Below are 20202 nucleotides of genomic sequence, written 5' to 3'. Positions count from 1 at the left end.
GGGGCCATCTCTTTGTCCTGCGTATGTGTGGGGCGCGCCTCGACGGGCGCGCCCCACGGACGTCACACCGCCGCGATGCGCCGCAGGGTGTCGGCGATGGTGTCGCGCGAGGGCAGCCACAGCCGTTCCAGCGACGGGGCGTACGGAGCGGGCATCGCCGGTGCCGCGACCCGGGTGACGGGTGCGTCCAGGTGCCAGAAGCCCTCGTCGACGGCGAGCGCGGCGAGTTCGGCGCCGACGCCGAAGTCCCGCACCGCCTCGTGGGCGATGACCAGACGGTTGGTCTTGGCAAGGGAGGCGAGCACCGTCTCCCGGTCCAGCGGGGCGATCGTGCGCAGGTCGACGACCTCCACGCTCACGCCCTCCGCCGCGAGCGACTCCGCGGCGGCCAGGGCGTCCTGGACCATCCGCGACCAGGAGACGAGCGTGATGTCGGTGCCCTCGCGGACCACCTTGGCCCTGCCCAGCGGGATCATGTGGTCGGCCGGCGGCTTCGGGCCCTTGAAGCCGTACTGGAGCCGGTTCTCGACGAACACCACCGGGTTGGGGTCCTGGATGGCCGCCCGCAACAGCCCATACGTGTCCGCCGGGTTGGACGGCATCACCACGGTCAGCCCGGGGATGTGCGCGAGCATCGCCTCCAGGCTCTGCGAGTGCTGGCTGCCGGAGGAGCGTCCGGCGCCGAACTGGGTGCGCACCACGAGCGGCAGGGAGGCCCGGCCGCCGGTCATGAAGCGCAGCTTGGCGGCCTGGTTGAGGAGCATGTCCAGGGCTACGCCGATGAAGTCCATGTACATGATCTCGACGACCGGCTTCATGCCGGCCATGGCCGCCCCCACCGCGGTGCCGATGATCGCGCTCTCGCTGATCGGGGTGTCACGTACCCGGCCGGGGAAGGCCTGAGCTAGCCCCCGGGTGAGACCGAAGACGTTGCCGCCCGCGCCGACGTCGATGCCGGCGACGAACACCGTGGGATCTGCGGTCAGTTCGTGCTCCAGCGCGAGCCGCACCGCGTCCATGGAGCGGAAGATCTCGGCGCCGGGAGCAGGGGCGGCGGGCTCCGGCAGGGCCGGGCGCGGCGCCGAGACGAAGTCGTACAGGGTCTCCGGGGCGGGCTCGGGCAGGCTCCTGGCCCACTGCACCGCCGCCTCGATCTCCTTGTCGATCTCCTCGTCGACCGCGTCGGCCTGCGCGGCCGCCACTCCGGCGTCCGCGAGATGCCGACGTGCCACCAGCAGCGGGTCGCGCTCCTTGGCGGCGGCGACCTCCTCGGCGCTGCGGTAGCGCTCCGGGTCGCCCTCGTAGTGGCCGTGCCACCGGTAGGTCTCCGCCTCCACCAGGACCGGACCGCCACCCGCCCGCAGCCGTGCCACCACGTCGGTCATCATCCCGGCCACCGCGAGCACGTCGTTGCCGTCGACATGCGCGTACCCGATGCCGTAACCCGCCGCGCGCGCGGACAGCGTGGCGCGGTGCTGTTCGGCGGCGGGCGAGAACTCCGAGTAGTGGTTGTTCTCGCACAGGAAGACGACCGGCAGATCCCATACGGCGGCCAGGTTCACGGCCTCGTGGAACATGCCCTGGGCGACCGCGCCGTCCCCGAAGAACGCCACCACCACGTCACCCGCGGCCCGCAGCTTGGCCGCGGTCGCCACTCCGGCGGCGATCGGCAGCCCGGCGCCGACGATGCCGTTGGCGCCGTAGATGCCGAGGCCGGGGTCGGCGATGTGCATGGAGCCGCCGCGGCCGTGGCAGGTCCCGGCCTCCTTGCCCATCAGCTCGGCCATCATCGACGCCGAGTCCAGCCCCTTGGCCAGGACATGGCCGTGACCGCGGTGGGTGGAGGTGATGCCGTCCCGGGGGCCGAGGGGCCAGCAGGCACCCACGGCACTGGCCTCCTGACCGATCGACAGATGCAGGAATCCGGGAATCTCCGTCGCCTTGTACAGGTCGGACGCCCGCTCCTCGAAACGCCGAATGCGACGCATCCGGCGATACATCTCCAGGAGCTGGTCCGCATGCGCGGATCCGGTGATGGTGTGCTGCGGTGCCTCGGTCGTCATGCGCGTCCTCGCATTGCTCGCGCGGGCGGCACACAACCGCGCCGCCTGAGTCCTACTTTTAATGTACCGTCTGGTCTATCAAACTATTCGCCGGGCCGGGGAGAGAAGCGATGCCCAGACCACCGGGCCACGGACCGGACTACGAGGTCCGGCGGCAGAAGATCATCGACACGGCCCGACCTGGGCCGGGCGGTCGGGCTCGCCAAGGGAGCGCTGTACTACTACATCGGCTCCAAGGAGAACCTTCTCGTCGAGATCCAGGCGCGGGTGATGGGGCCACTGCTGTCCCGGGCCCGGCAGATCGCGGAGCTCGACACGGATCCGCTGGTGCGGCTGCGGCTGCTGTCGGAGTCGCTGCTGACGATCATCTTCCGCAGGCTCGACCACATCTGGGTCTACGAGCACGACTACCGCAGCCTCACCGGCGACTGCCTCCAGCCCGTCCTCGACCAGCGCGCCGAGTTCGAACGGCTGGTCTCGGGACTGATCGCGCAGGCGGCGGAACACGGCGACTTCCGTTCCCTGCCGCCGCGGCTGGCCACCCTGCAGTTCCTCAACCTCCACAACCACACCTACCAGTGGGTGAAGCCCGACGGACGCTTCCATCCCGCCCAGCTGTCCCGGGAGTACTGCGGCACCCTCCTGCGCGGCTTCGGCGCGCCGGGGGCCGCCCTCCCGGACATGGAGGCGAGGACGGAGGCGTTCAAGCGCGCCCGCCCCGATCTGCCGCTCGACCCCGAGGCCGAGTGGCGCTCCGCCCCTGTCACGGACTGACCGAGGGGCCCGCGGCGCACACCACGGGCCCTTTCACGTGTCACGCCTGCTTCACCAGGGCCCGGGCGATGACATCGCGCTGGATCTCGTTCGTGCCCTCGCCGATCTCGAGGATCTTGGCGTCCGCGTAGAAGCGCGAGACCTCCGACTCCCGCACATAGCCGTAGCCGCCGTGGATCTGCACCGCCTGGGAGGCGGCCCGGTTGGCGACCTCGGAGGTGTAGAGCTTCGCCATGGCGGCCTCCTTGCTGTACGGCCGTCCCTGGTCGGCGAGCCAGGCGGCGCGGTAGACCATCCACCGGGCGGCCTCGAACTCGGTGCCGATGTCGGCGATCTTGTGCGCCACCGCCTGGAAGGACGACAGGGGGCGGCCGAACTGGTGCCGCTCCGTGGCGTGTTTGACCGCGAGGGCCAGTGCCGCCTTGGCCAGCGAGAGACCGAGGGCGGCGACGCTGATCCGCCCCTTGTCGAGGACGGAGAGGAACTGACGCAGCCCGCCTCCCTCGTCCCCGATGAGGTGGTCGTCGGAGATCCAGCAGTCGTCGAAGATCAGTTCCCGGGTGTCCATGGCGTGCCAGCCGAGCTTCTTCAGCTTGGCCCCGCAGGTGTAACCGGGAGTGCCGGTCGGGACGTAGAACGTCGCGAACCGTTTCCGCCCGTCCTCGTTCCTGCCCGTCGTGGCCAGCAGGGTGACGCCCTGGCTGATGTCGGTACCGGCGTTGGTGATGAACATCTTGGTGCCGTTGATCACCCAACCACCGTCGCGGCGCTGGGCGGTGGTGGTGATGCCGGCCGCGTCGGATCCGGCGCCCGGCTCGGTCAGGCCGAAGGCGCCGATGGCCTCGCCCCGGGCCAGCGGGGCCAGCCAGCGGTGCTTCTGCTCCTCGGTGCCGTAGGCCAGCAGCGGCAGGGTGGCGATGGTCGAGTGGGCGTTCCAGGAGGAGGCCACCGACTGGTCGGCGGCGCCCAGTTCCTCCATCACGGCGACATAGGAGACGGTGTCGGAGCCCGCGCCGCCGTACTCCTCGGGCACGAGCATGCCCATCAGGCCGAGTTCGCCGAGCTTGGTGAAGATGTGCGTCGGGAACTCCTCGTTCTCCGACCACTCGGCCGCGTTCGGGGTGATCTCCTTGGCCGCGAACTCACGGACCATGTCCTGGAGATCCCGGGTCTCCTCCGGCAGATCGAAATCCATGTCACAGTCCCTTCGGGGTCAGCAGCACCTTCAGGTGCTTTGCGCGGTCGGCTGCCAGGTCCGCGAAGACCCCGGCTCCTTCCGAGAGTGAGAAACGTCCGGTGATCAGCGGTGAGGCGTCCAGGCGCCCGGTGCTCATCAGGTCGATCACACGGGGGATGTCGAAGTTGTAGCCGAGCGTGCCGACCACCGACCGCTCGTAGAAGACGAGTTGACCCATGTCGAACTCGACGCTGCCGTGCCCGACGCCGGCGAGCACGACCCGCCCGCCGCGCCGGACGGTGGCCACCGCCTGGCCCGCGAGCGCGGGCACACCGGTGGCGTCGATGACGACGTCGGGCCCGATACGTCCCGTCCTCAGGAACACCTCACGGCGTACGTCGGTCTCGCGCGGGTCGAAGGCCTCGGTGACGCCGATGTCGAGGAGCTTCTCCCTGCGCTCCTTCAGGGGTTCGCTGACGTAGAGTCCGGCGGCACCCGCGAGACGGGCCGCGAGGACGACGGCGAAGCCGATCGGTCCGCCTCCGACGACCAGGACGTTGTCGCCGGGACGGACACCGGCCCGGGTGACGGCGTGCAGACCCACGGCGAGGGGTTCGGCGGCGGCCGCCATCTCGTCGCTCACGTTGTCGGGCAACCGCGTAAGTCCCGCGATCGGCACGGTGACGCGATCGGCGAAGGCACCCGGCGAGGCAAGTCCGACCGAGCCGCTCTTGGGGCAGATGTGGTACTCGCCGCGCACGCACCAGAAGCAGACCCCGCAGCGCCAGACAGGGTCTGCGGTCACCCGGTCGCCGATCGCGACCCCGGGTACCGCTCTGCCCAACGCGACGACTGTGCCGCTCAGTTCGTGGCCGAGCGCGAGGGGTGGACTGGCGCCGGTGAGTGGATGCGGGTCGCTGCGGATCATGTGCGGGCCTTCTTGGAACTCGTGCAGGTCCGTGCCGCACACCCCGCACCAGGAGACCTCGACGACCGCTTCGTGCGGCTCCGGCTGCGGGGGGTCTGGGACCTCCTCCAGCCGCAGGTCGCGTGCGCCGTGCCAACGCAGTGCCTTCATCTTCTCCACCCCTTTCAGTGCCGCGATGGGTTGTTCTTTTGCTGCTGCGCCGTCGTGGCTGGTCGCGCAGTTCCCCGCGCCCCTGGCGGGGCACTCCCGAACCGCCTAGTTGTCTCGCTCGGGCCCGCCGAAGCGTGCCTTGCCCGGGCCGTGTTCGAGGAAGGAGCGGATGCCGGTGGTGGCGTCCGCCGTGCCGAACACCCCGGTGAACAGGGAGCGTTCGAGCGCCATCCCGGCGCCCATGCCGGCGTCGGCGCCGTGGTCCACCGCCTCCTTGATCGCCTCCAGAGCCGCGGCGGGACCCTCGGCCAACCGCCGTGCGTAACTCAGGGCGGCGTCGTACACCTCGCCCGCGGGCACGACCTCGTCCACGAAGCCGAGGCGCAGCGCCTCCTCCGCGCTCACCCGGCGGCCGGTCATCAGCAGGTTCTTGGCGCGCGACGGCCCGATCAGCCGGGTAAGTCGCTGGGTGCCGCCCGAGCCCGGGATGATGCCGAGCTGCACCTCCGGCTGGCCGAGGATCGCGTCCTCGGCGGCCACGCGGTAGTCGGCGGCGAGCGCCAGCTCGAGGCCGCCGCCGAGCGCGTACCCGGTGATGGCCGCGATCACCGGCATGGGCAACCGGGCGACCTCGTCGAAGGTCCGTTGCAACGCCCGGTTCCAGCCCCGGACCTCTTCGGGCCCCATCGCGGCCAGCGCCTTGACGTCCGCTCCGGCGGCGAACAGCCGCTCACCGCCGTACAGCACCACGGCCCGCACCTGGCGGCTGTCCGCCAGCTCGCGCGCGACGGCGGCCAGTTCGGCGCGCTGGGCGGTGTCGAAGGCGTTCATCGGCGGGTGGTCGAGGCGGACCGTGGCGACGGGTCCGTCGGTGTCGAGGCGGATGCGAGGCAAGGGGCCCTCCTCGGTCGGGGAGTGACACGGGGCCCGTCCGGATGGTTGTCGACCAGGGGGCTCCGTCGTAAAGTGCGGCTCAACGTTTTATAGACCAAGAGGTACACTAAATCTTGGTAGCGGGCAACCGACCGGTCGGGACAATCCCGGCCGCCGAGCCGGAGAGTCGCCGTGCACAATTTTTCGAGCATCCTCGATTACCACCTGGCCCAGCGGCCCGACGCTGTGGCCGTGACCCAGGAGGACCGCCGTCTGACGGTGCGCGAACTCCATGAGCGGGTGAACCGGCTGGCCGCCGGACTGACAGAGCTGGGCGTCGGGCGCGGCGACGTCGTGGCCCTGCTCCTCTACAACCGGCCCGAGTTCCTGGAACTCCTGTACGCCGTGAACCGCGTCGGGGCGGTCTTCCTCCCGTTGAACTACCGCCTGTCCGAGGAGGAATGGGCGTACATCCTGGACCACGCCGAGACGAAGGTGCTGTTCACCGAGCCGGAGTTCGTGCGCCCCGCGGACCGTATCGCCGGGAAGCTCACCGGTCTGGAGCACCGGATCCTGGTGGACGGCTCCGCCGAAGGCGCCTGGACCGGCTACGAGGCCCTCCTCGACCGGCACCCCGGCGCCCGGGTGGAGCCTGTGGACGTGGAGCCGGACGATCTCCAGCGGCTGATGTACACCTCGGGCACCACCTCACGGCCCAAGGGCGTGCGCATCACGTACGGGAACGTGCAGGCGAAGAACCTCGCCCACATCGTCCACTTCGGCCTGACCGCGGCCGACACCACGCTGGTCTGCGGCCCGCTCTACCACGTGGGCGGCCTGGACATGCCGGCCCTCGGAGTCCTGTACTCGGGCGGAAGCGTGGTGCTCCAGCGCAGGTTCGACCCGCAGGGCGCCCTGCGCGCGATCCAGGAGCACCGGGTCACCAACGCATGGCTGGCGCCCGCCATGGTCAACGCGGTGCTGGAGGTCCCGGACCGGGAGTCGTACGACACCGGCTCGATGCGTTTCATCCTCGGCGGCGGCGAGAAGACCCCCGAGCCTGTCCTGCGGCGGATCATGAACGCCTTCCCCAACGCCTGGTTCGCCGACGCCTACGGACTCACCGAAACCGTCTCCGGCGACACCTTCCTGGACCGGGAGCACGCGCTGACCAAGCTGGGCTCGGTCGGCCGTCCCGTGCCTCACACGCGCGTGCGGATCGTCGACGACACCGGCAAGGAGGTGCCGGCCGGTGAACTCGGCGAGATCACGTTGCGCGGCCCGAAGGTCTTCGCGGGCTACTGGCGGGACGAGAAGGCCACGGCCGCGGCGCTCAAGGACGGCTGGTTCCACACCGGGGACATCGGGCACGTCGACGAGGACGGCTTCCTCTACATCGACGACCGCAAAAAGGACATGATCGTCTCCGGTGGCGAGAACATCGCCACCCCCGAGGTGGAGCGGGTGCTGTACGAGCACCCCGCCGTCCTGGAGGCCGCCGTGGTCGGTCTGGTCCACCCCCGCTGGGGTGAAGTGCCGCGCGCCTTCGTGGTGTTCAGGCCCGGAGCCGGCGCCGGACCGGAGGAACTGCGTGAGTTCTGTCTGGAGCGGCTGGCCAAGTTCAAGGTGCCGGTGCGCTTCGACGTCGTCGACGAACTCCCCCGCACCCCCTCGGGCAAGGTCCTCAAGCGGACCCTGCGCGACATCCCCGTGGAGGGCTGAACCCATGGCCGACGTCAACACCGACCTGCGCCTCGACGGCAGGACCGCCTGGGTGACCGGCGCGGGCAAGGGCCTCGGCCGGGCGGTCGCGGTCGCCCTGTCGCAGGCCGGCGCGGACGTGGCGGTGACCGCCCGTACGGCCGCGGACCTGGAGAGTCTGGAGGCCGAACTCGCCGGGCACGGCGGCAAGGTGCTGGTGCTGCCCGCCTCCGTGGCCGACGCGGACGCGGTCCGTACGACGGTGGAGCGGATCACCGGGGCGACGGGGCGACTGGACGCCGTGGTCAACTGCGCGGGCATCAGCCCGCACTTCACCCGCAGCGAGTACGTCACCGACGAGGACTTCCGGCGGGTGCTCGACATCAACCTCCAGGGCACCTTCCACTGCTGCCGCGAGGCCGGAAAGGTGATGCTGGAGCAGAGGTCGGGGTCGATCGTGAACGTCTCGTCCGTGCACGCGAGCGCCGGTTTCGAACGGATCGCCGCGTACGCCGCCAGCAAGGGTGGCGTCGAGGCACTGACCAAGGCCCTCGCGGTCGAGTGGGCCGACCGCGGGGTGCGCGTCAACGCCCTCGCGCCCGGCTACTTCCGTACGGATCTCAGCTCGGGCCTGCTGGACAGCCGCTGGGGCGAGCGGATCGTGAAGGGCACGCCCCTGGGACGAGTGGGCCGCGTCGAGGAGTTGGGCGGCGCCGCGGTGTTCCTCGCCTCGGACGCCTCCCGCTTCGTGACAGGGACGACCGTCACGGTGGACGGCGGCTGGACGGCTCGGTGAGGACGGGGACAGCCAGGCGCCCTTGAGAACATGCCGCCCCGGCCCCGGCCGGGGCGGCATCGCGCTATCCGACGACGACGTCCGACACATCCCGGCGGTACGGCTGCGCAGCACCGGCACCCGCGTCGAAGAGGTCCTCGGAGACCGCCCGGACCGTGTTGACCACCAGCGGAGCCACGAGTTCCAGGGACGAACGGCCGTCTCCGACCACCGAGATCGCCCCGACCGGCCCCTCGGGCCCGCGCAGCGCGAGGCCCACGCAACCGAGTTCGGGGAAGCACTCGCCGCGGTCGATCGCCAGCCCGTTGCGGCCGCGCACCACCCTGAGCTCCCGGTGCAGCTGGTCGAGCCGGCCGATGCTGTACTCGGTGCGCCGCTCGATCAGCTGCGCGTACCGTGCGTCGATCTCCTCGGGGCTCAGCCAGGCCAGCATGGCCTTGCCCAGGCCGGTGCAGTGCGCGACCGCCCGGCCGCCGACCTTCGAGGGGATGTCCGCCGCCGCACGGCCGCCCACCTTGTCCAGGTAGTAGATCTCCGGACCGTCCAGCACGGCCAGGTGGACGACCATGCGGGTGCGGACGGCAAGCTCCAGCAGATGCGGCGCCGCCGCCGCCCGCAGCGTGCTGTGCCCCGTCTCCCGGCCGCCCAGGCCGAGCGACCGCGAGCCCAGGGTGTATCCCGCCACCGTGTGCCGCAGCCAGTCCAGGCGGACCAGCTGGTCGAGGATCCGATGGGTCGTCGAGCGTGGCAGGTGTGTCCGGCGGGACACCGTTTCGAGCGTCAGGTGGGTCTGCGGACGTTCGAAGAGATCCATGATCAGCGTCACCCGCTCCATCATCGACGGGGGCGACGCCAAGCGAAGGGCAGACGTCATCGTCGGTGCCTCTCTGCTCAAACTGAAATCAATTCTAGTTCGGCGCCGGCGTCAAGGTATCAATGCCGTGGGCCGTATCGATAGAGTCGTGCACCGATTTATTGGGACGATCGGTCTATTTAGCAATGGGACGCAAAAACGTACCGCTCCCCGGAGTCATTCCTCCGGGGAGCGGTACGTCGCTCGGGTGTCAGCCCTGGGCGGTGAGGTCGAGGGCGATGTCCACGATCATGTCCTCCTGCCCGCCGACGAGACCGCGTCTGCCGACCTCCTCCAGGATGGTGCGGGCGTCGAGTCCGTACCGCTCCGCGGCGGCCTCGGCGTGCCGCAGGAAGCTGGAGTAGGCGCCGGCGTAGCCGAGGGTGAGGGTCTCCCGGTCGACGCGTACCGGCCGGTCCTGGAGCGGGCGGACGAGATCCTCGGCGGCGTCCTGGAGAGCGTGGAGGTCGCAGTCGTGCTTCCAGCCGTGGAGGTTGGCCACGGCCACGAACGGTTCGATGGGGCAGTTGCCCGCTCCCGCGCCCTGTCCGGCGAGCGAGGCGTCGACCCGGGTCACGCCCTCCTCCACGGCCACCACCGAGTTGGCGACCGAGAGGGAGAGGTTCTCGTGGGCGTGGATGCCGATCTGGGTCTCCGGTTCGAGCACGTCGCGGTAGGCGCGGATGCGGTCGCGGACGCCGTCCATGGTGAGCCGGCCGCCGGAGTCGGTGACGTAGACACAGTGCGCGCCGTAGTTCTCCATCAGCCTGGCCTGCTCGGCGAGGGCCTGCGGGGGCGCCATGTGGGCCATCATCAGGAATCCCGAGACGTCCATGCCGAGTTCGCGTGCGGTGGAGATGTGCTGGGCGGCGACATCGGCCTCGGTGCAGTGGGTGGCGATGCGCACCGAGCGGACGCCGAGGGCGTAGGCCGTTTTCAGTTCGGCGATGGTGCCGATGCCCGGCAGGAGCAGCGAGGTGAGGACCGCGCGGTCGATGGCGTCCGCGGCCGCCTCGATCCACTCCCAGTCGGTGTTGCTGCCCGGCCCGTAGTTGAGGCTGCCGCCGGCCAGACCGTCGCCGTGGGCGACCTCGATCGCGTCCACGCCCGCACGGTCGAGGGCCGCGGAGATCTTCGAGACGAACTCGGGGGTGATCCGGTGCCGGATGGCATGCATGCCGTCCCGCAGGGTGACGTCCTGCACATAGAGCCTGCGAGTCACTTGGTCACCTCGGGGGTCGTCCGGCCGGCGATGCGCTCGGCGACCCGCAGGGCGGCCGAGGTCATGATGTCGAGGTTGCCGGCATAGGCGGGCAGGTAGTGGGCGGCGCCCTCCACTTCGAGGAAGACGGAGACCTTGGTGGCCGGCCTCTCCGAGACGCCGTCGGGCAGCAGGGTGTGGACCGGGTCCTCGGCGGGGACCGGGGTGAACTGCACCTGCTGCTTGAGCCGATAGCCGGGCACGTACTCGGCGACGGCGGCCACCATCTCCTCGACCGAGCCGCGGACCGCGTCATGGTCGGCGTCCGCGCCGATCAGGCAGTACACCGTGTCGCGCATGATCAGGGGTGGTTCGGCCGGGTTCAGGACGATGATCGCCTTGCCGCGCCGGGCACCGCCCACCTTCTCGATGGCGCCGGACGTGGTCTCGGTGAACTCGTCGATGTTGGCCCGGGTGCCGGGTCCGGCGGATCTGGAGGAGATCGAGGCGACGATCTCGGCGTACGGCACCGGTGTCACCCGGCTGACCGCGTGGACGATCGGGATGGTCGCCTGACCGCCGCAGGTGACCATGTTGAAGTTGTCGACAGTGTCGTCGCCGCCGGCCAGGTGCTCGTCCAGGTTCACCGTCGGGACCACGTACGGGCCGAGGGCCGCCGGGGTGAGATCGACGAGCCGCTTGCCGTACGGGGCCAGCTTCTTGGCGTTCTCGACATGGGCCTTCGCGGACGTGGCGTCGAAGACGATCTCGATGTCGTCGAAATCGTCCATGCGGATCAGGCCGTCCACGCCCTCGTGGGTGGTGGGGATCTTCAGTCGCGCGGCGCGTGCCAGCCCGTCGGAGTCCGGGTCGATGCCCACCATCGCGGCCATCTCCAGGGTGTCGGACAGGCGCAGGACCTTGATCATCAGGTCGGTGCCGATGTTGCCGGAGCCGATAACGGCCACCTTGGTCTTCGTCATCCTTGTCGTTCCTTGGGTGAGAAGGTCGCGGTCACCGGCCCCAGGCCCGAGATCTCGGCCCGTACGGTGATGCCTGGCGGTGTGGGGACGAGTGGACCGAGGGCGCCGGAGAGCACGACCTGTCCCGCGCGCAGCGGGTCGCCGAACTCACGGGCGGTGCGCGCCAGCCACAACAGGGCGGCGAGCGGGTCGCCCAGACAGGCCGCGCCGTTGCCCTCGGAGGCGAGCTCGCCGTCGGCGTAGAGCCGCATGGTCACGTCCCGGGGCGTGAACTCCCCCAGTGCTACACGCTGTTGACCCAGGACGAACAGTCCGCTGGAGGCGTTGTCGGCGACCGTGTCCGTGATCGCGATGTCCCAGTCGGTCACCCGACTGTCCACGATCTCCAGCGCGGCCACGGCATATCCGACCGCCGCCCCGACCCGCTCGATGTCCAGGTCGTCCTCGTCCAGATCGGCGGCGAGCACGAACGCGATCTCCGCCTCGACCCTGGGCTGGAGCAGCCGGTCGCTGGGGACGGCCGCCGGCCCGGTGACATCCATGTCGTCCAGCAGCACGCCGAAGTCGGGCCGGTCGACGCCGACCTGACGCTGCACCGACTCCGAGGTGAGCCCGATCTTGCGGCCGACGACCCGTGCTCCCGCGGCGATCCGGTCCCCGACGACGCGTCGCTGGACGGCGTACGCGAGGCTGATGTCGGTCGCGCCGAGCAGGTCCCTCACGGGCGCACAGGGCTTGTGGTCCTGAGCGGCGCGGGTGAGCCGTACGGCCGCCTCGGCCACAGCGGATTCACGGTTCGCGACCGTTGTCGGTTCCCAAACGTCTGTCATCGCCATCCTCAACTCGTGCCGGCCTTCAGCCTGATCCGCCGTGCCGGAGGGCAGCCGGGCGCATTCCGCTCAGCGGGACTCGGCGGCGCGTGGGTCTCGATGAGCGAGATGACGCGAAGACGGGCCCGCACCGTCTCGTTAGCGTCGGCCGGCGAACCGCTGGGCGCACCCTGTTCGTTCCCCCACGCCCCACCCAGCGCGGTCGGCACTCATGAGGAGGTTCGGATGAGCATCAACGAGGATGCCTACGACGTGGTCGTCGTCGGGTCGGGCGGAGGCCTGGTCGGGGCGTATGTGGCGGCGGCGCGCGGCCTGCGCACGCTCGTCGTCGAGAAGACCGACCGGGTCGGCGGCACCGTGGCGTACTCCGGCGCGGGGCTGTGGTTCCCCGGGTCCGCCCCGCTGAGCCGGGCCGGCCACGGGGACGACGTGGAGGACGTACGGGCGTATCTGCGCAGTGTCGTCGACGATCCGTCCCGGGAGGCGCTCCAGGACGCCTATCTGGCGGCCGGGCCCCGGCTGATCGACGAGCTGGAGCAGAACACGTGGTTCCAGTCCTTCGTCCACGGGCCGGTTCCGGACTACTACGCGTCGGCCCCGGGCTCGTCCCCCACGGGGCACACCGTCTTCCCGCCGCCGGTCGAGGTCACGGAGCTCGGCGAACGCAGGGCCCTGGTGCGCGACTCGCTGCCCACCGAGCGGTTCGGCTTCGACGAGGGTCCCGTGCTCTCCGGCGGCCGTGCGCTGATCGGCCGGGCGCTGTCGGCGTTCCTGGAGACGGGCAACGGCGAACTGCGGCTGAACACCGCGCTGGAGAGCCTGATCGTCGAGGGTGGCCGGGTCGTAGGCGTCGAGGTCGTCAGTGACGGCGAGCGGGTCCGGATCCGGGCCCGGCGGGGCGTACTCCTCGCGGCCGGCGGCTTCGAGCGCGACCGTGAGCTGCGCGAGAAACACCAGTCACCGCTCACCGGGGAGTGGTCCGAGGGCGCCCCGGGCAACACGGGTGACGCCCTGCGGGCGGGCATCGCCGTGGGCGCGGACACCGACCTGCTCGACGAGGCATGGTTCGTCCCGGGGCTGGTCCACCCCGACGGCCTGCCCGTCTTCCACACCGGCACCCGGGGCGGCATCTGGGTCAACGGCGCGGGCGAACGCTTCGTCAACGAGACACGGCCGTACGACCAGGCCGCGCACGAGATCGTCCGGCTGCACACCACCACCGGCGTGAGCCACATCCCGGCGCACTGGGTGTTCGACCAGCGGCAGCTGGACCGGGACAGCATCGGCTTCCCGCCCGCCACCCCGGGGCCCGAACAGTGGCTGGAGTCGGGGGCGTTGAAGAAGGCCGACACTCTGGAGGAGCTGGCCGGGCTGATCGACGTCCCCTTCGACGCGCTGGAGCGGACCGTCGAGGAGTTCAACGGGTACGCGCGAACCGGTGTCGACGAGCGGTTCCACCGCGGTGAGACCCCGTGGGACCAGATGTTCCACCACATCGTCCCCTTCCCGGCCGACCCCCGGCAGAACTTCCCGGCGAAGCCGGCGCCCGAGTGGCCGAACCCGCTGCTCCTGCCCATCGACGAGGGCCCGTTCTACGCGGCCGCGATCGTCCCGTCCGACATCGGCACCAAGGGCGGTCTGCGGATCGACACCCACGCGCGCGTGCTGCGACCGGACGGCCGGCCGATCGAGGGGCTGTACGCGACCGGGAACACCGCGGCCGCGATGTCGGGGCGGGTGTACCCGGGGGCGGGCACTCCGATCGGTTCGAGTCTCGCGTTCGGGTATCTGGCGGTCCTGGACATGGCCGGGTCGACGGACTGAGGTGACAGCGCGGCGCCCGGGACACGGTGGGTGTCCCGGGCACTGTGTTGTGCGCGCTATGGCGTCGTGTGGTGGGCCACGGCCCTGAGCTGGGTGCTACGGCGTCGCGATCAGCCGCGCGGCCAGCCGCAGGTCCGACTCCCCCTGCTCGGTGGAGATCTCCTCGGTCAGCATGGCGACGAACAGTCCCCACCAGGTGTAGACGAGCAGACGCACCCTGCTGCGGACGTCCGCGCGGTCACCGAGAACGCGCAGGAGCCGCTGTCCCAGTCCTCGCTCGACGATGTCGATCCGGCTCGGGACGGCGCTCGCGTACTCCGTGAACGACGACAGCGCGACCGCCGAGGCCAGCACGCGGTTGCCGAGCAGTTTGCCGCTCAGCGCGACGAGGGTGTCCGCGATCTCTGTCGTCGGATCGGCTGTGGCCCGGACGGGCGCGCCGTCGCCGTGGTCACCGAGGAACTGTTCGATGTGCCATTCGAGGACGGCCAGGAACAGAAAGGGCTTGGACGGGAAGTAGCGGTACAGGGTGGCGATCGCGACGCCCGCCTCCCTGGCCACGTCGTGCATCTGCACGTCGGCGAGCCCGTCGCGTGAGCCGAGGTCGGAGGCTGCGCGCAGGATCTGGACCCGGCGGGCGGCCTGGCGGGCGGACGTGGGGGCGGCGGGTGACCGCATGGGCGTCCTCAGGAGGTCTCCGGGCGGGTCAGGAAGGCCAGCACCGCGCTCTCCCAGGCCTGCTTCTGCTCGATCATCGCCCAGTGTCCGCAGTCCGGGAGCACGTGCAGTTCGGCCTTGGGGATGGTGCGCAGCGGGAGCAGGGCGTTCTCCAGCGGTGTGACCCGGTCGTCGCGGCCCCAGGTCAGCAGGGTGGGTGCGGTGACCTTGTGGAGGGCGGCCCAGATGGGCTGGTCGGACTGGGCCTGGGCGGCCTGGATCGCGGCCATGGCCTGACGGCCGTAGATCCGGCGGGAGGCCTCCAGCGTCTGCGGCTCGGTGGCGCTGGCCCAGCGCTCTTCGATGAGCTCCTCGGTGAGCAGGGCGGGGTCGTGGACCATCGCGCGCAGCCACTGGACGAGGTTGTCGCGGGTGGGGTTCTCGGCGAACTCGACCAGCAGGTTGAGGCCTTCGCTGGGCGCCGGGGAGAGGATGTTGCGGCCCACGCCGCCGATGGTGACGACCCTGCGGAACAGGTCCTTGTGGGCGACCGCGAGCCCGACGGCGACGAACCCGCCCATGGAGTTGCCGATGACGTCGACGCGGTCGAGGCCCAGGCGGTCGAGGAAGCGGAGTACGGCCTTGGGGCCGGCCGCCATCGGGTTCTCCGAGGTCGGGTCGCTCACCCCGAAGCCGGGGAACTCCAGGGCCAGGCAGCGGAAGTGCTCGGCGAGCGCGGGGAGGTTGCCCCGGTAGTTGCGCCAGCCGGTGACGCCCGGCCCCGACCCGTGCAGCAGGAGCAGCGGGGGCCCGTCACCGGCCTCGTGGTAGCGCAACGTGCCGTCGTCGGTGGGGAGTTCGCGCAGGGTGTCCTCGTAGCTGAGTGTCATGACGGTCACGCTCGCACCCGGACGGGGCCCGTCGCCGTACGTCTCCCGATCAGTGGGACGGTTCCGGCGGCGGGCCTGCCGGGCTGTCTAGCGTCGCGGACGTACCGATGCCGGGGGCCCCACGGGCCGCCCCGGACCTGACCGAATCTGAGGGGAGGACCTGATGGGTGTTCGCTCACTCGGGTACCTGCGTCTGGAGTCCAACGACCTCGACAAGTGGAAGGCCTTCGGCGCCGACTTCCTCGGCCTGATGCCCGTCGAGGGCGGCGACTCCGAGTCGCTGTCCTTCCGGATGGACGACTACCCGGCCCGCATCGTGGTCTCTCCTGGCGTCCAGCCCGGGATGACGGCGCTGGGCTTCGAGGTCCTCGACGAGCGGCAGTTGGCGCTGCTGGTCGCGGACGTCGAGAAGGCCGGGATCAAGGTGACGGCCGGCACCGAGGCCGAGGCCGCGGAGCGGAGGGTCACGGGCTTCGTCAAGTTCAACGACCCGGGAGGCAACCCGGTCGAGCTGTTCTACGGCGCCGTCCTCGACCATGTGCCGGTGCGGACCCCGCTGGTGTCGAAGTTCGTCACCGGCGACATGGGCTTCGGGCACGCCATCATCTCCGCCGAGGACGCCCGTGCCACGTTCGACTTCTACGTCGACGTGCTGGGCTTCATCGAGCGCAACACGATGAAGTCGCCGGGCGGCACGACCTGGTTCATGGGCTGCAACCCCCGGCACCACACGCTGGGCGTGACGCCGATGCCGGGTCCGGGGCGGCTGCTGCACTTCATGGTCGAGGGGGCGACGCTGGACGACGTCGGGCTGGCCCTCGACCGCGCCGGGAAGATGGAGGTGCCGATGATGCACTCGCTCGGCAAGCACACCAACGACCGCATGGTGTCGTTCTACGTCTGGTCGCCGGAGAACTACGCCGTCGAGTTCGGCTGGAACGGACTGCAGGTGCCCGAGCCCGTGCCGGTCTACGAGATCACGGACGGCGCGTTCTGGGGCCACCACTTCACACCGCCGCCGCAGCCGGCCGGCTGAGTCCCGGCGAGCGGGGGAATGACTGAGCCCCACGGTGGTGAACCGTGGGGCTCAGTCGTGTCGCTCAACGCTCGGTTGCGTCACCCGACGGTGATCGCCCGCTCCGGACAGGCCGACTCCCCGTCACGGGCGGCCTGTTGGAGACCTTCGGGTATCTCCCCGTCGATGGGCAGCGCATAGCCGTCGTCGTCCAGACGGAACAGCTCGGATGCCACCGCCGCGCACCGCGCGTGCCCGGAGCACGAGGACGTGTCGATCGTGACCTTCATTCAACCCACTCCGTTCTACGGCTTGTTGGTCGACCCCGCATCGACGGTGAACTGCAGCCCGGTGACGTACCGCGCCTCGTCCGAGGCGAGGAAGAGGACGGCGTTGGACACGTCCCGCGGCTCGACGTACGGGGCGAGGGGGTTCATCGCGGCGAGGGCGAACAGCGGTTCCCGCGCGGCGAGTTCCTCGACGGGGACGCCGACGGTGATGCCCGTGTCGCTGACGCCGGTGGGGTGGACGGTGTTCACCCGGACGCGGTGCGGGGCGAGTTCGTTGGAGAGCGCCTTCATCAGGCCGACCACACCGTGCTTGGCGGCCACATAGTGCGCGTACGGCACATGGCCGCGGATGCCTGCGGCCGAGCTGGTGATGACGATCGAGCCGCCCTGCCCGGCCTCGATCATCCAGGGAATCGCGGCCCTCGCCGTGTTCCAGGCGCCCTTGAGGTTGACGTCGACGACAACCTCCCAGGCCTCCTCGGACAGTTCCCAGGCCGCACCGATGCTCATGACACCGGCGTTGGCGACGACCACGTCGATCCGGCCGAACTCGTCGCGGGCCGCGTCGACGGCTGCCCGCATCTCGACGATCGAGCGGACATCGGCCTGCACGGCTGTGCAACGCCGGCCCGTCGCCCTCACCAACTCGGCGGTCTCCTGCAACTGTTCCTTCGACGCGAGCGCGTACGGCAGCTCCTCGCTGATGTCGTGGCAGACGTCGGTGACGACGATGTCCGCCCCCTCCTCGGCCAGCCGCACCGCATGCGAGCGACCCTGCCCGCGGGCCGCTCCCGTGATGAGCGCGACCTTGCCTTCCACACGCCCCATGACGGCCTCAGTCCTTCTTCGGTCGGTCGATCAGGTCCTCGGCGGCCTCCCGCAGGGCACGCAGCCGGGACTGGAGGAGTTCACGCTCGGCCGCGTCGGACTCGCCGAGTGCGGCCAGTCGTACGTCCGTGTCGGCGATCTCGGCGAGCAGACGGCCGTGCGCTTCCTCCCGGGTCAGCAGGTCCAGGTCGGTCCAGTCGGACCGCTCGGACTCCGGGCGGCGGCTCATGCGGGGAGGTTGTACAGGCGGCGGGTGTTCAACTCCACGATCTGGTGCACCTCGTCGTCGGGGACGTCGGCCAGTACCTCCGCCGCGTAGGCGCGGCTCTTGGGCCAGTACGAGTCGGAGTGCGGGTAGTCGCACTCCCAGGTGATCTTGTCGATGCCGATGTGGTGGCGTACGTCCACGCCGAACCGGTCGTCGATGAAGCAGCCGTGGAAGTGCTTGTGGAACAGCTCCGAGGGCCGCACGCTCTGGTTGACGTTCTGGTAGAAGCGGTGCCGCTCCCAGGTGCCGTCGCTCCGTTCCAGCAGGTAGGGGATCCAGCCGATGCCGCCCTCGGACAGGCCGATCTTGAGCTTGGGGTGCTTGTGCAGCACCGGGGAGAACAGCAGGTCTGCGGTGGCGAACATCGAGTTGCAGCCGAACAGGGCGATCGTCACCGCGAACGGCGCTTCCGGGGCGGTGACCGGCGGCTTGCCCGAGGTGCCGAAGTGCAGGCACAGAGGCATGTCCGTGTCCTCGGCCGCCGAGAACACCGGGTCCCAGTGGTCGGTGTGGAACGACGGCAGGCCGAGCGGGGACGGGTTCTCGGGGAAGGAGATCGCCTTGGCGCCCTTGGCGGCCGTGCGGTGGATCTCGGCCACGCTGGCCTCGACGTCCCACAGCGGCAGGATGATCAGCGGGATGAGCCGGCCGGGCGCGGTGGCGCACCACTCGTCCAGGACGTAGTCGTTCCACGCCTGGACGCACAGCCGGGCGAGTTCGCGGTCCTGCCCTTCCAGGAACACCGTGCCGGCGAAACGCGGGAACGACGGAAAGCACAGCGCCCCCCACACCCCGTCCAGGTCCATGTCGCGGATGCGGGCCCTGGGGTCGTAGCAGCCCGGGATCATCTCGTCGTAGCGCGTCGGTTCGAGGCCGAACTCCTCGGGGCTCTTGCCCGCGACGGCGTTCAGGCCGATGTAGGGGTAGACGCGGTCCTCGTAGACCCATACCTCGGCCGGGGACTGTCCCTCCCTCCTCGGCTGCTCCACGATGCGCGGGCCTATGTCCCGGAACCTTGCCGGGAGGCGGTCCGACCACAGTCGTGGGGGTTCGATCAGATGGTCGTCGGTCGACAGCAACTTCATCCATGGCTGCAACGGCATCCTGCGCTCCCTCGGTCTCGGAACTCTCTAACACCGGACGGATTGTGTGCACTGATCGCATCCCGATCAACGGGATCCAGGCTCCCAATCGCGCGATTAAGGCTACTCTTTTAATCGACGGAAGGAGACCCCATGGGTCGAGTGCAGGACAAGGTCGTCTTCATCACCGGGGCCGCGCGCGGCCAGGGGCGGGCCCAGGCGGTCCGGCTCGCCACGGAGGGCGCCGACATCATCGCCGTGGACCTCTGCGAGAACATCGCGACCAACGGCTATCCGCTGGCCACCGGGGCGGACCTGGAGGAGACGGTGCGGGAGGTCGAGAAGACCGGCCGGCGCATCGTCGCCCGCAAGGCCGATGTACGGGATCCGGCGGCGCTCAAGGCGGCCGTGGCCGACGGGGTGGCCGAGTTGGGGCGGCTCGACGCCGTCGTGGCGCAGGCCGGGATCTGCCCGCTGGGGCCCGGACAGACCGCACAGGCCTTCCTCGACGCCGTCACCGTCGACTTCAACGGCGTGGTCCACGCCGTCGACGCGGCCCTGCCCCATCTGCCGGACGGCGCCTCGATCATCGCGACGGGATCGATCGCGGGGCTGATACCGGCGACCGTCGACAACCCGGCCAACGGGCCCGGCGGGCTGGGCTATTCGTTCGCCAAGCGCCAAGTGGCCGCGTTCGTCCACGACCTGGCCACGGTCCTCGCGTCCCGGCAGATCCGGGTCAACGCCCTGCACCCGACGAACGTCAACACGGACATGCTCAACAGCGACCTCATGTACCGGTCGTTCCGACCCGACCTGGAGAACCCGACCCGCGAGGACGCGCTGCCCTCCTTCCCGGCGACGACCGGGTTCGGTGTCCCCTACGTCGAGCCGGAGAACATCGCCGACATGGTGCTGTTCCTGGTGTCGGACGAGTCGACGTACGTCACCGGTATGCAGATGCGGGTGGACGCCGGCGGTTACGTCAAGCGACGTCCACAACTGCCGGCCTTCTGAGC

The 20202-nt window shown here is 70.3% G+C and carries 20 protein-coding genes; 6 read left to right on the top strand and 14 right to left on the bottom strand.

The annotated features are described in order from the left end of the window. Positions 1 to 62 precede the first annotated feature (62 nt). Positions 63 to 2063: an alpha-ketoacid dehydrogenase subunit alpha/beta gene (locus tag TN53_RS19380; protein WP_046259807.1), complete on the bottom strand. Its 2001-nt coding sequence runs from the start codon at positions 2061 to 2063 to the stop codon at positions 63 to 65. A 270-nt stretch (positions 2064 to 2333) separates the two neighbouring features. Between TN53_RS19380 and TN53_RS19375 the strand changes: the two genes are divergently transcribed. Further along, positions 2334 to 2837, top strand: coding sequence for a TetR/AcrR family transcriptional regulator (locus TN53_RS19375; RefSeq protein WP_234441643.1), 504 nt, complete (start codon positions 2334 to 2336; stop codon positions 2835 to 2837). A gap of 40 nt (positions 2838 to 2877) precedes the next feature. Here the strand turns inward: TN53_RS19375 and TN53_RS19370 are convergent, their stop codons facing one another. The 3 genes from TN53_RS19370 to TN53_RS19360 form a co-directional block, all read right to left on the bottom strand. Next, the gene (locus TN53_RS19370) at positions 2878 to 4032 is read right to left on the bottom strand and encodes an acyl-CoA dehydrogenase family protein (protein ID WP_046259806.1); all 1155 of its coding nucleotides are present in this window, start codon (positions 4030 to 4032) and stop codon (positions 2878 to 2880) included. A gap of 1 nt (position 4033) precedes the next feature. Beyond that, a complete protein-coding gene (locus tag TN53_RS19365) occupies positions 4034 to 5092 on the bottom strand; it encodes an alcohol dehydrogenase catalytic domain-containing protein (protein ID WP_046259873.1) in 1059 nt (352 codons plus the stop codon). 105 nt (positions 5093 to 5197) lie between these two features. After that, positions 5198 to 5986 (bottom strand): enoyl-CoA hydratase/isomerase family protein, encoded by a 789-nt coding sequence (locus TN53_RS19360; RefSeq protein WP_095046587.1) that lies wholly within the window; start codon positions 5984 to 5986, stop codon positions 5198 to 5200. Positions 5987 to 6157: 171 nt separating this feature from the next. Here TN53_RS19360 and TN53_RS19355 point away from each other — a divergent pair, with 171 nt between their 5' ends. Beyond that, the gene (locus tag TN53_RS19355) at positions 6158 to 7687 is read left to right on the top strand and encodes an acyl-CoA synthetase (protein ID WP_046259805.1); all 1530 of its coding nucleotides are present in this window, start codon (positions 6158 to 6160) and stop codon (positions 7685 to 7687) included. Between the two features lie 4 nt (positions 7688 to 7691). Further along, a complete protein-coding gene (locus TN53_RS19350; protein ID WP_046259804.1) occupies positions 7692 to 8462 on the top strand; it encodes an SDR family NAD(P)-dependent oxidoreductase in 771 nt (256 codons plus the stop codon). 64 nt (positions 8463 to 8526) lie between these two features. Here TN53_RS19350 and TN53_RS19345 read toward each other — a convergent pair whose 3' ends face one another. The 4 genes from TN53_RS19345 to TN53_RS19330 all read right to left on the bottom strand — a co-directional run bounded on the left by TN53_RS19345 (position 8527) and on the right by TN53_RS19330 (position 12329). After that, positions 8527 to 9336 (bottom strand): IclR family transcriptional regulator, encoded by an 810-nt coding sequence (locus TN53_RS19345; RefSeq protein ID WP_046259803.1) that lies wholly within the window; start codon positions 9334 to 9336, stop codon positions 8527 to 8529. Positions 9337 to 9526: 190 nt separating this feature from the next. Next, positions 9527 to 10537 carry a 4-hydroxy-2-oxovalerate aldolase gene (gene dmpG / locus TN53_RS19340; protein WP_046259802.1) on the bottom strand — a complete coding sequence of 337 codons (1011 nt, stop codon included), beginning with the start codon at positions 10535 to 10537 and terminating at the stop codon, positions 9527 to 9529. Then, positions 10534 to 11499 carry an acetaldehyde dehydrogenase (acetylating) gene (locus TN53_RS19335; RefSeq protein ID WP_046259801.1) on the bottom strand — a complete coding sequence of 322 codons (966 nt, stop codon included), beginning with the start codon at positions 11497 to 11499 and terminating at the stop codon, positions 10534 to 10536. Before TN53_RS19335 ends, dmpG begins: the two co-directional genes overlap by 4 nt. Then, a complete protein-coding gene (locus tag TN53_RS19330; protein ID WP_046259871.1) occupies positions 11496 to 12329 on the bottom strand; it encodes a 2-keto-4-pentenoate hydratase in 834 nt (277 codons plus the stop codon). Before TN53_RS19330 ends, TN53_RS19335 begins: the two co-directional genes overlap by 4 nt. A 225-nt stretch (positions 12330 to 12554) precedes the next feature. Here TN53_RS19330 and TN53_RS19325 point away from each other — a divergent pair, with 225 nt between their 5' ends. After that, the gene (locus TN53_RS19325) at positions 12555 to 14153 is read left to right on the top strand and encodes an FAD-binding protein (protein WP_046259800.1); all 1599 of its coding nucleotides are present in this window, start codon (positions 12555 to 12557) and stop codon (positions 14151 to 14153) included. 96 nt (positions 14154 to 14249) lie between these two features. On the opposite strand, the gene TN53_RS19320 is transcribed toward TN53_RS19325, so the two are convergent. Then, positions 14250 to 14831, bottom strand: coding sequence for a TetR/AcrR family transcriptional regulator (locus TN53_RS19320; RefSeq protein ID WP_046259799.1), 582 nt, complete (start codon positions 14829 to 14831; stop codon positions 14250 to 14252). 8 nt (positions 14832 to 14839) lie between these two features. Then, positions 14840 to 15700, bottom strand: a complete 861-nt coding sequence (locus TN53_RS19315; RefSeq protein WP_046259870.1) for an alpha/beta fold hydrolase — start codon at positions 15698 to 15700, stop codon at positions 14840 to 14842. 163 nt (positions 15701 to 15863) lie between these two features. Between TN53_RS19315 and TN53_RS19310 the strand changes: the two genes are divergently transcribed. Then, a complete protein-coding gene (locus tag TN53_RS19310) occupies positions 15864 to 16736 on the top strand; it encodes a VOC family protein (protein WP_046259798.1) in 873 nt (290 codons plus the stop codon). Between the two features lie 80 nt (positions 16737 to 16816). On the opposite strand, the gene TN53_RS19305 is transcribed toward TN53_RS19310, so the two are convergent. From TN53_RS19305 to TN53_RS19290, 4 genes are read right to left on the bottom strand one after another with little or no spacing between them, the layout of a single operon-like run. Then, positions 16817 to 17005: a ferredoxin gene (locus TN53_RS19305; RefSeq protein WP_046259797.1), complete on the bottom strand. Its 189-nt coding sequence runs from the start codon at positions 17003 to 17005 to the stop codon at positions 16817 to 16819. A gap of 15 nt (positions 17006 to 17020) precedes the next feature. Beyond that, the gene (locus tag TN53_RS19300; protein WP_046259796.1) at positions 17021 to 17833 is read right to left on the bottom strand and encodes a mycofactocin-coupled SDR family oxidoreductase; all 813 of its coding nucleotides are present in this window, start codon (positions 17831 to 17833) and stop codon (positions 17021 to 17023) included. A gap of 7 nt (positions 17834 to 17840) precedes the next feature. Next, the gene (locus tag TN53_RS19295) at positions 17841 to 18062 is read right to left on the bottom strand and encodes a hypothetical protein (RefSeq protein WP_046259795.1); all 222 of its coding nucleotides are present in this window, start codon (positions 18060 to 18062) and stop codon (positions 17841 to 17843) included. Next, positions 18059 to 19204, bottom strand: coding sequence for an amidohydrolase family protein (locus TN53_RS19290; RefSeq protein ID WP_095046586.1), 1146 nt, complete (start codon positions 19202 to 19204; stop codon positions 18059 to 18061). The genes TN53_RS19295 and TN53_RS19290 overlap by 4 nt, the downstream gene beginning before the upstream one ends. Positions 19205 to 19336: 132 nt before the next feature. On the opposite strand from TN53_RS19290, the gene TN53_RS19285 reads away from it, so the two are divergent. Next, positions 19337 to 20200 (top strand): mycofactocin-coupled SDR family oxidoreductase, encoded by an 864-nt coding sequence (locus TN53_RS19285; protein WP_046259793.1) that lies wholly within the window; start codon positions 19337 to 19339, stop codon positions 20198 to 20200. The last annotated feature ends 2 nt before the right edge of the window (positions 20201 to 20202 follow it).

Source organism: Streptomyces sp. WM6386 (assembly GCF_000972385.1).
GTDB lineage: Bacteria > Actinomycetota > Actinomycetes > Streptomycetales > Streptomycetaceae > Streptomyces.
This window is presented reverse-complemented; position numbering and strand designations above follow the sequence as displayed.

Bases quoted from the DNA above. Each gene is read 5' to 3' on its own strand.
- TN53_RS19380 (WP_046259807.1), bottom strand. From the start codon at position 2,063: ATGACGACCGAGGCACCGCAGCACACCATCACCGGATCCGCGCATGCG.
- TN53_RS19375 (WP_234441643.1), top strand. From the start codon at position 2,334: ATGGGGCCACTGCTGTCCCGGGCCCGGCAGATCGCGGAGCTCGACACG.
- TN53_RS19370 (WP_046259806.1), bottom strand. From the start codon at position 4,032: ATGGATTTCGATCTGCCGGAGGAGACCCGGGATCTCCAGGACATGGTC.
- TN53_RS19365 (WP_046259873.1), bottom strand. From the start codon at position 5,092: ATGAAGGCACTGCGTTGGCACGGCGCACGCGACCTGCGGCTGGAGGAG.
- TN53_RS19350 (WP_046259804.1), top strand. From the start codon at position 7,692: ATGGCCGACGTCAACACCGACCTGCGCCTCGACGGCAGGACCGCCTGG.
- TN53_RS19345 (WP_046259803.1), bottom strand. From the start codon at position 9,336: ATGACGTCTGCCCTTCGCTTGGCGTCGCCCCCGTCGATGATGGAGCGG.
- TN53_RS19335 (WP_046259801.1), bottom strand. From the start codon at position 11,499: ATGACGAAGACCAAGGTGGCCGTTATCGGCTCCGGCAACATCGGCACC.
- TN53_RS19330 (WP_046259871.1), bottom strand. From the start codon at position 12,329: ATGACAGACGTTTGGGAACCGACAACGGTCGCGAACCGTGAATCCGCT.
- TN53_RS19325 (WP_046259800.1), top strand. From the start codon at position 12,555: ATGAGCATCAACGAGGATGCCTACGACGTGGTCGTCGTCGGGTCGGGC.
- TN53_RS19320 (WP_046259799.1), bottom strand. From the start codon at position 14,831: ATGCGGTCACCCGCCGCCCCCACGTCCGCCCGCCAGGCCGCCCGCCGG.
- TN53_RS19315 (WP_046259870.1), bottom strand. From the start codon at position 15,700: ATGACACTCAGCTACGAGGACACCCTGCGCGAACTCCCCACCGACGAC.
- TN53_RS19310 (WP_046259798.1), top strand. From the start codon at position 15,864: ATGGGTGTTCGCTCACTCGGGTACCTGCGTCTGGAGTCCAACGACCTC.
- TN53_RS19305 (WP_046259797.1), bottom strand. From the start codon at position 17,005: ATGAAGGTCACGATCGACACGTCCTCGTGCTCCGGGCACGCGCGGTGC.
- TN53_RS19300 (WP_046259796.1), bottom strand. From the start codon at position 17,833: ATGGGGCGTGTGGAAGGCAAGGTCGCGCTCATCACGGGAGCGGCCCGC.
- TN53_RS19295 (WP_046259795.1), bottom strand. From the start codon at position 18,062: ATGAGCCGCCGCCCGGAGTCCGAGCGGTCCGACTGGACCGACCTGGAC.
- TN53_RS19290 (WP_095046586.1), bottom strand. From the start codon at position 19,204: ATGCCGTTGCAGCCATGGATGAAGTTGCTGTCGACCGACGACCATCTG.
- TN53_RS19285 (WP_046259793.1), top strand. From the start codon at position 19,337: ATGGGTCGAGTGCAGGACAAGGTCGTCTTCATCACCGGGGCCGCGCGC.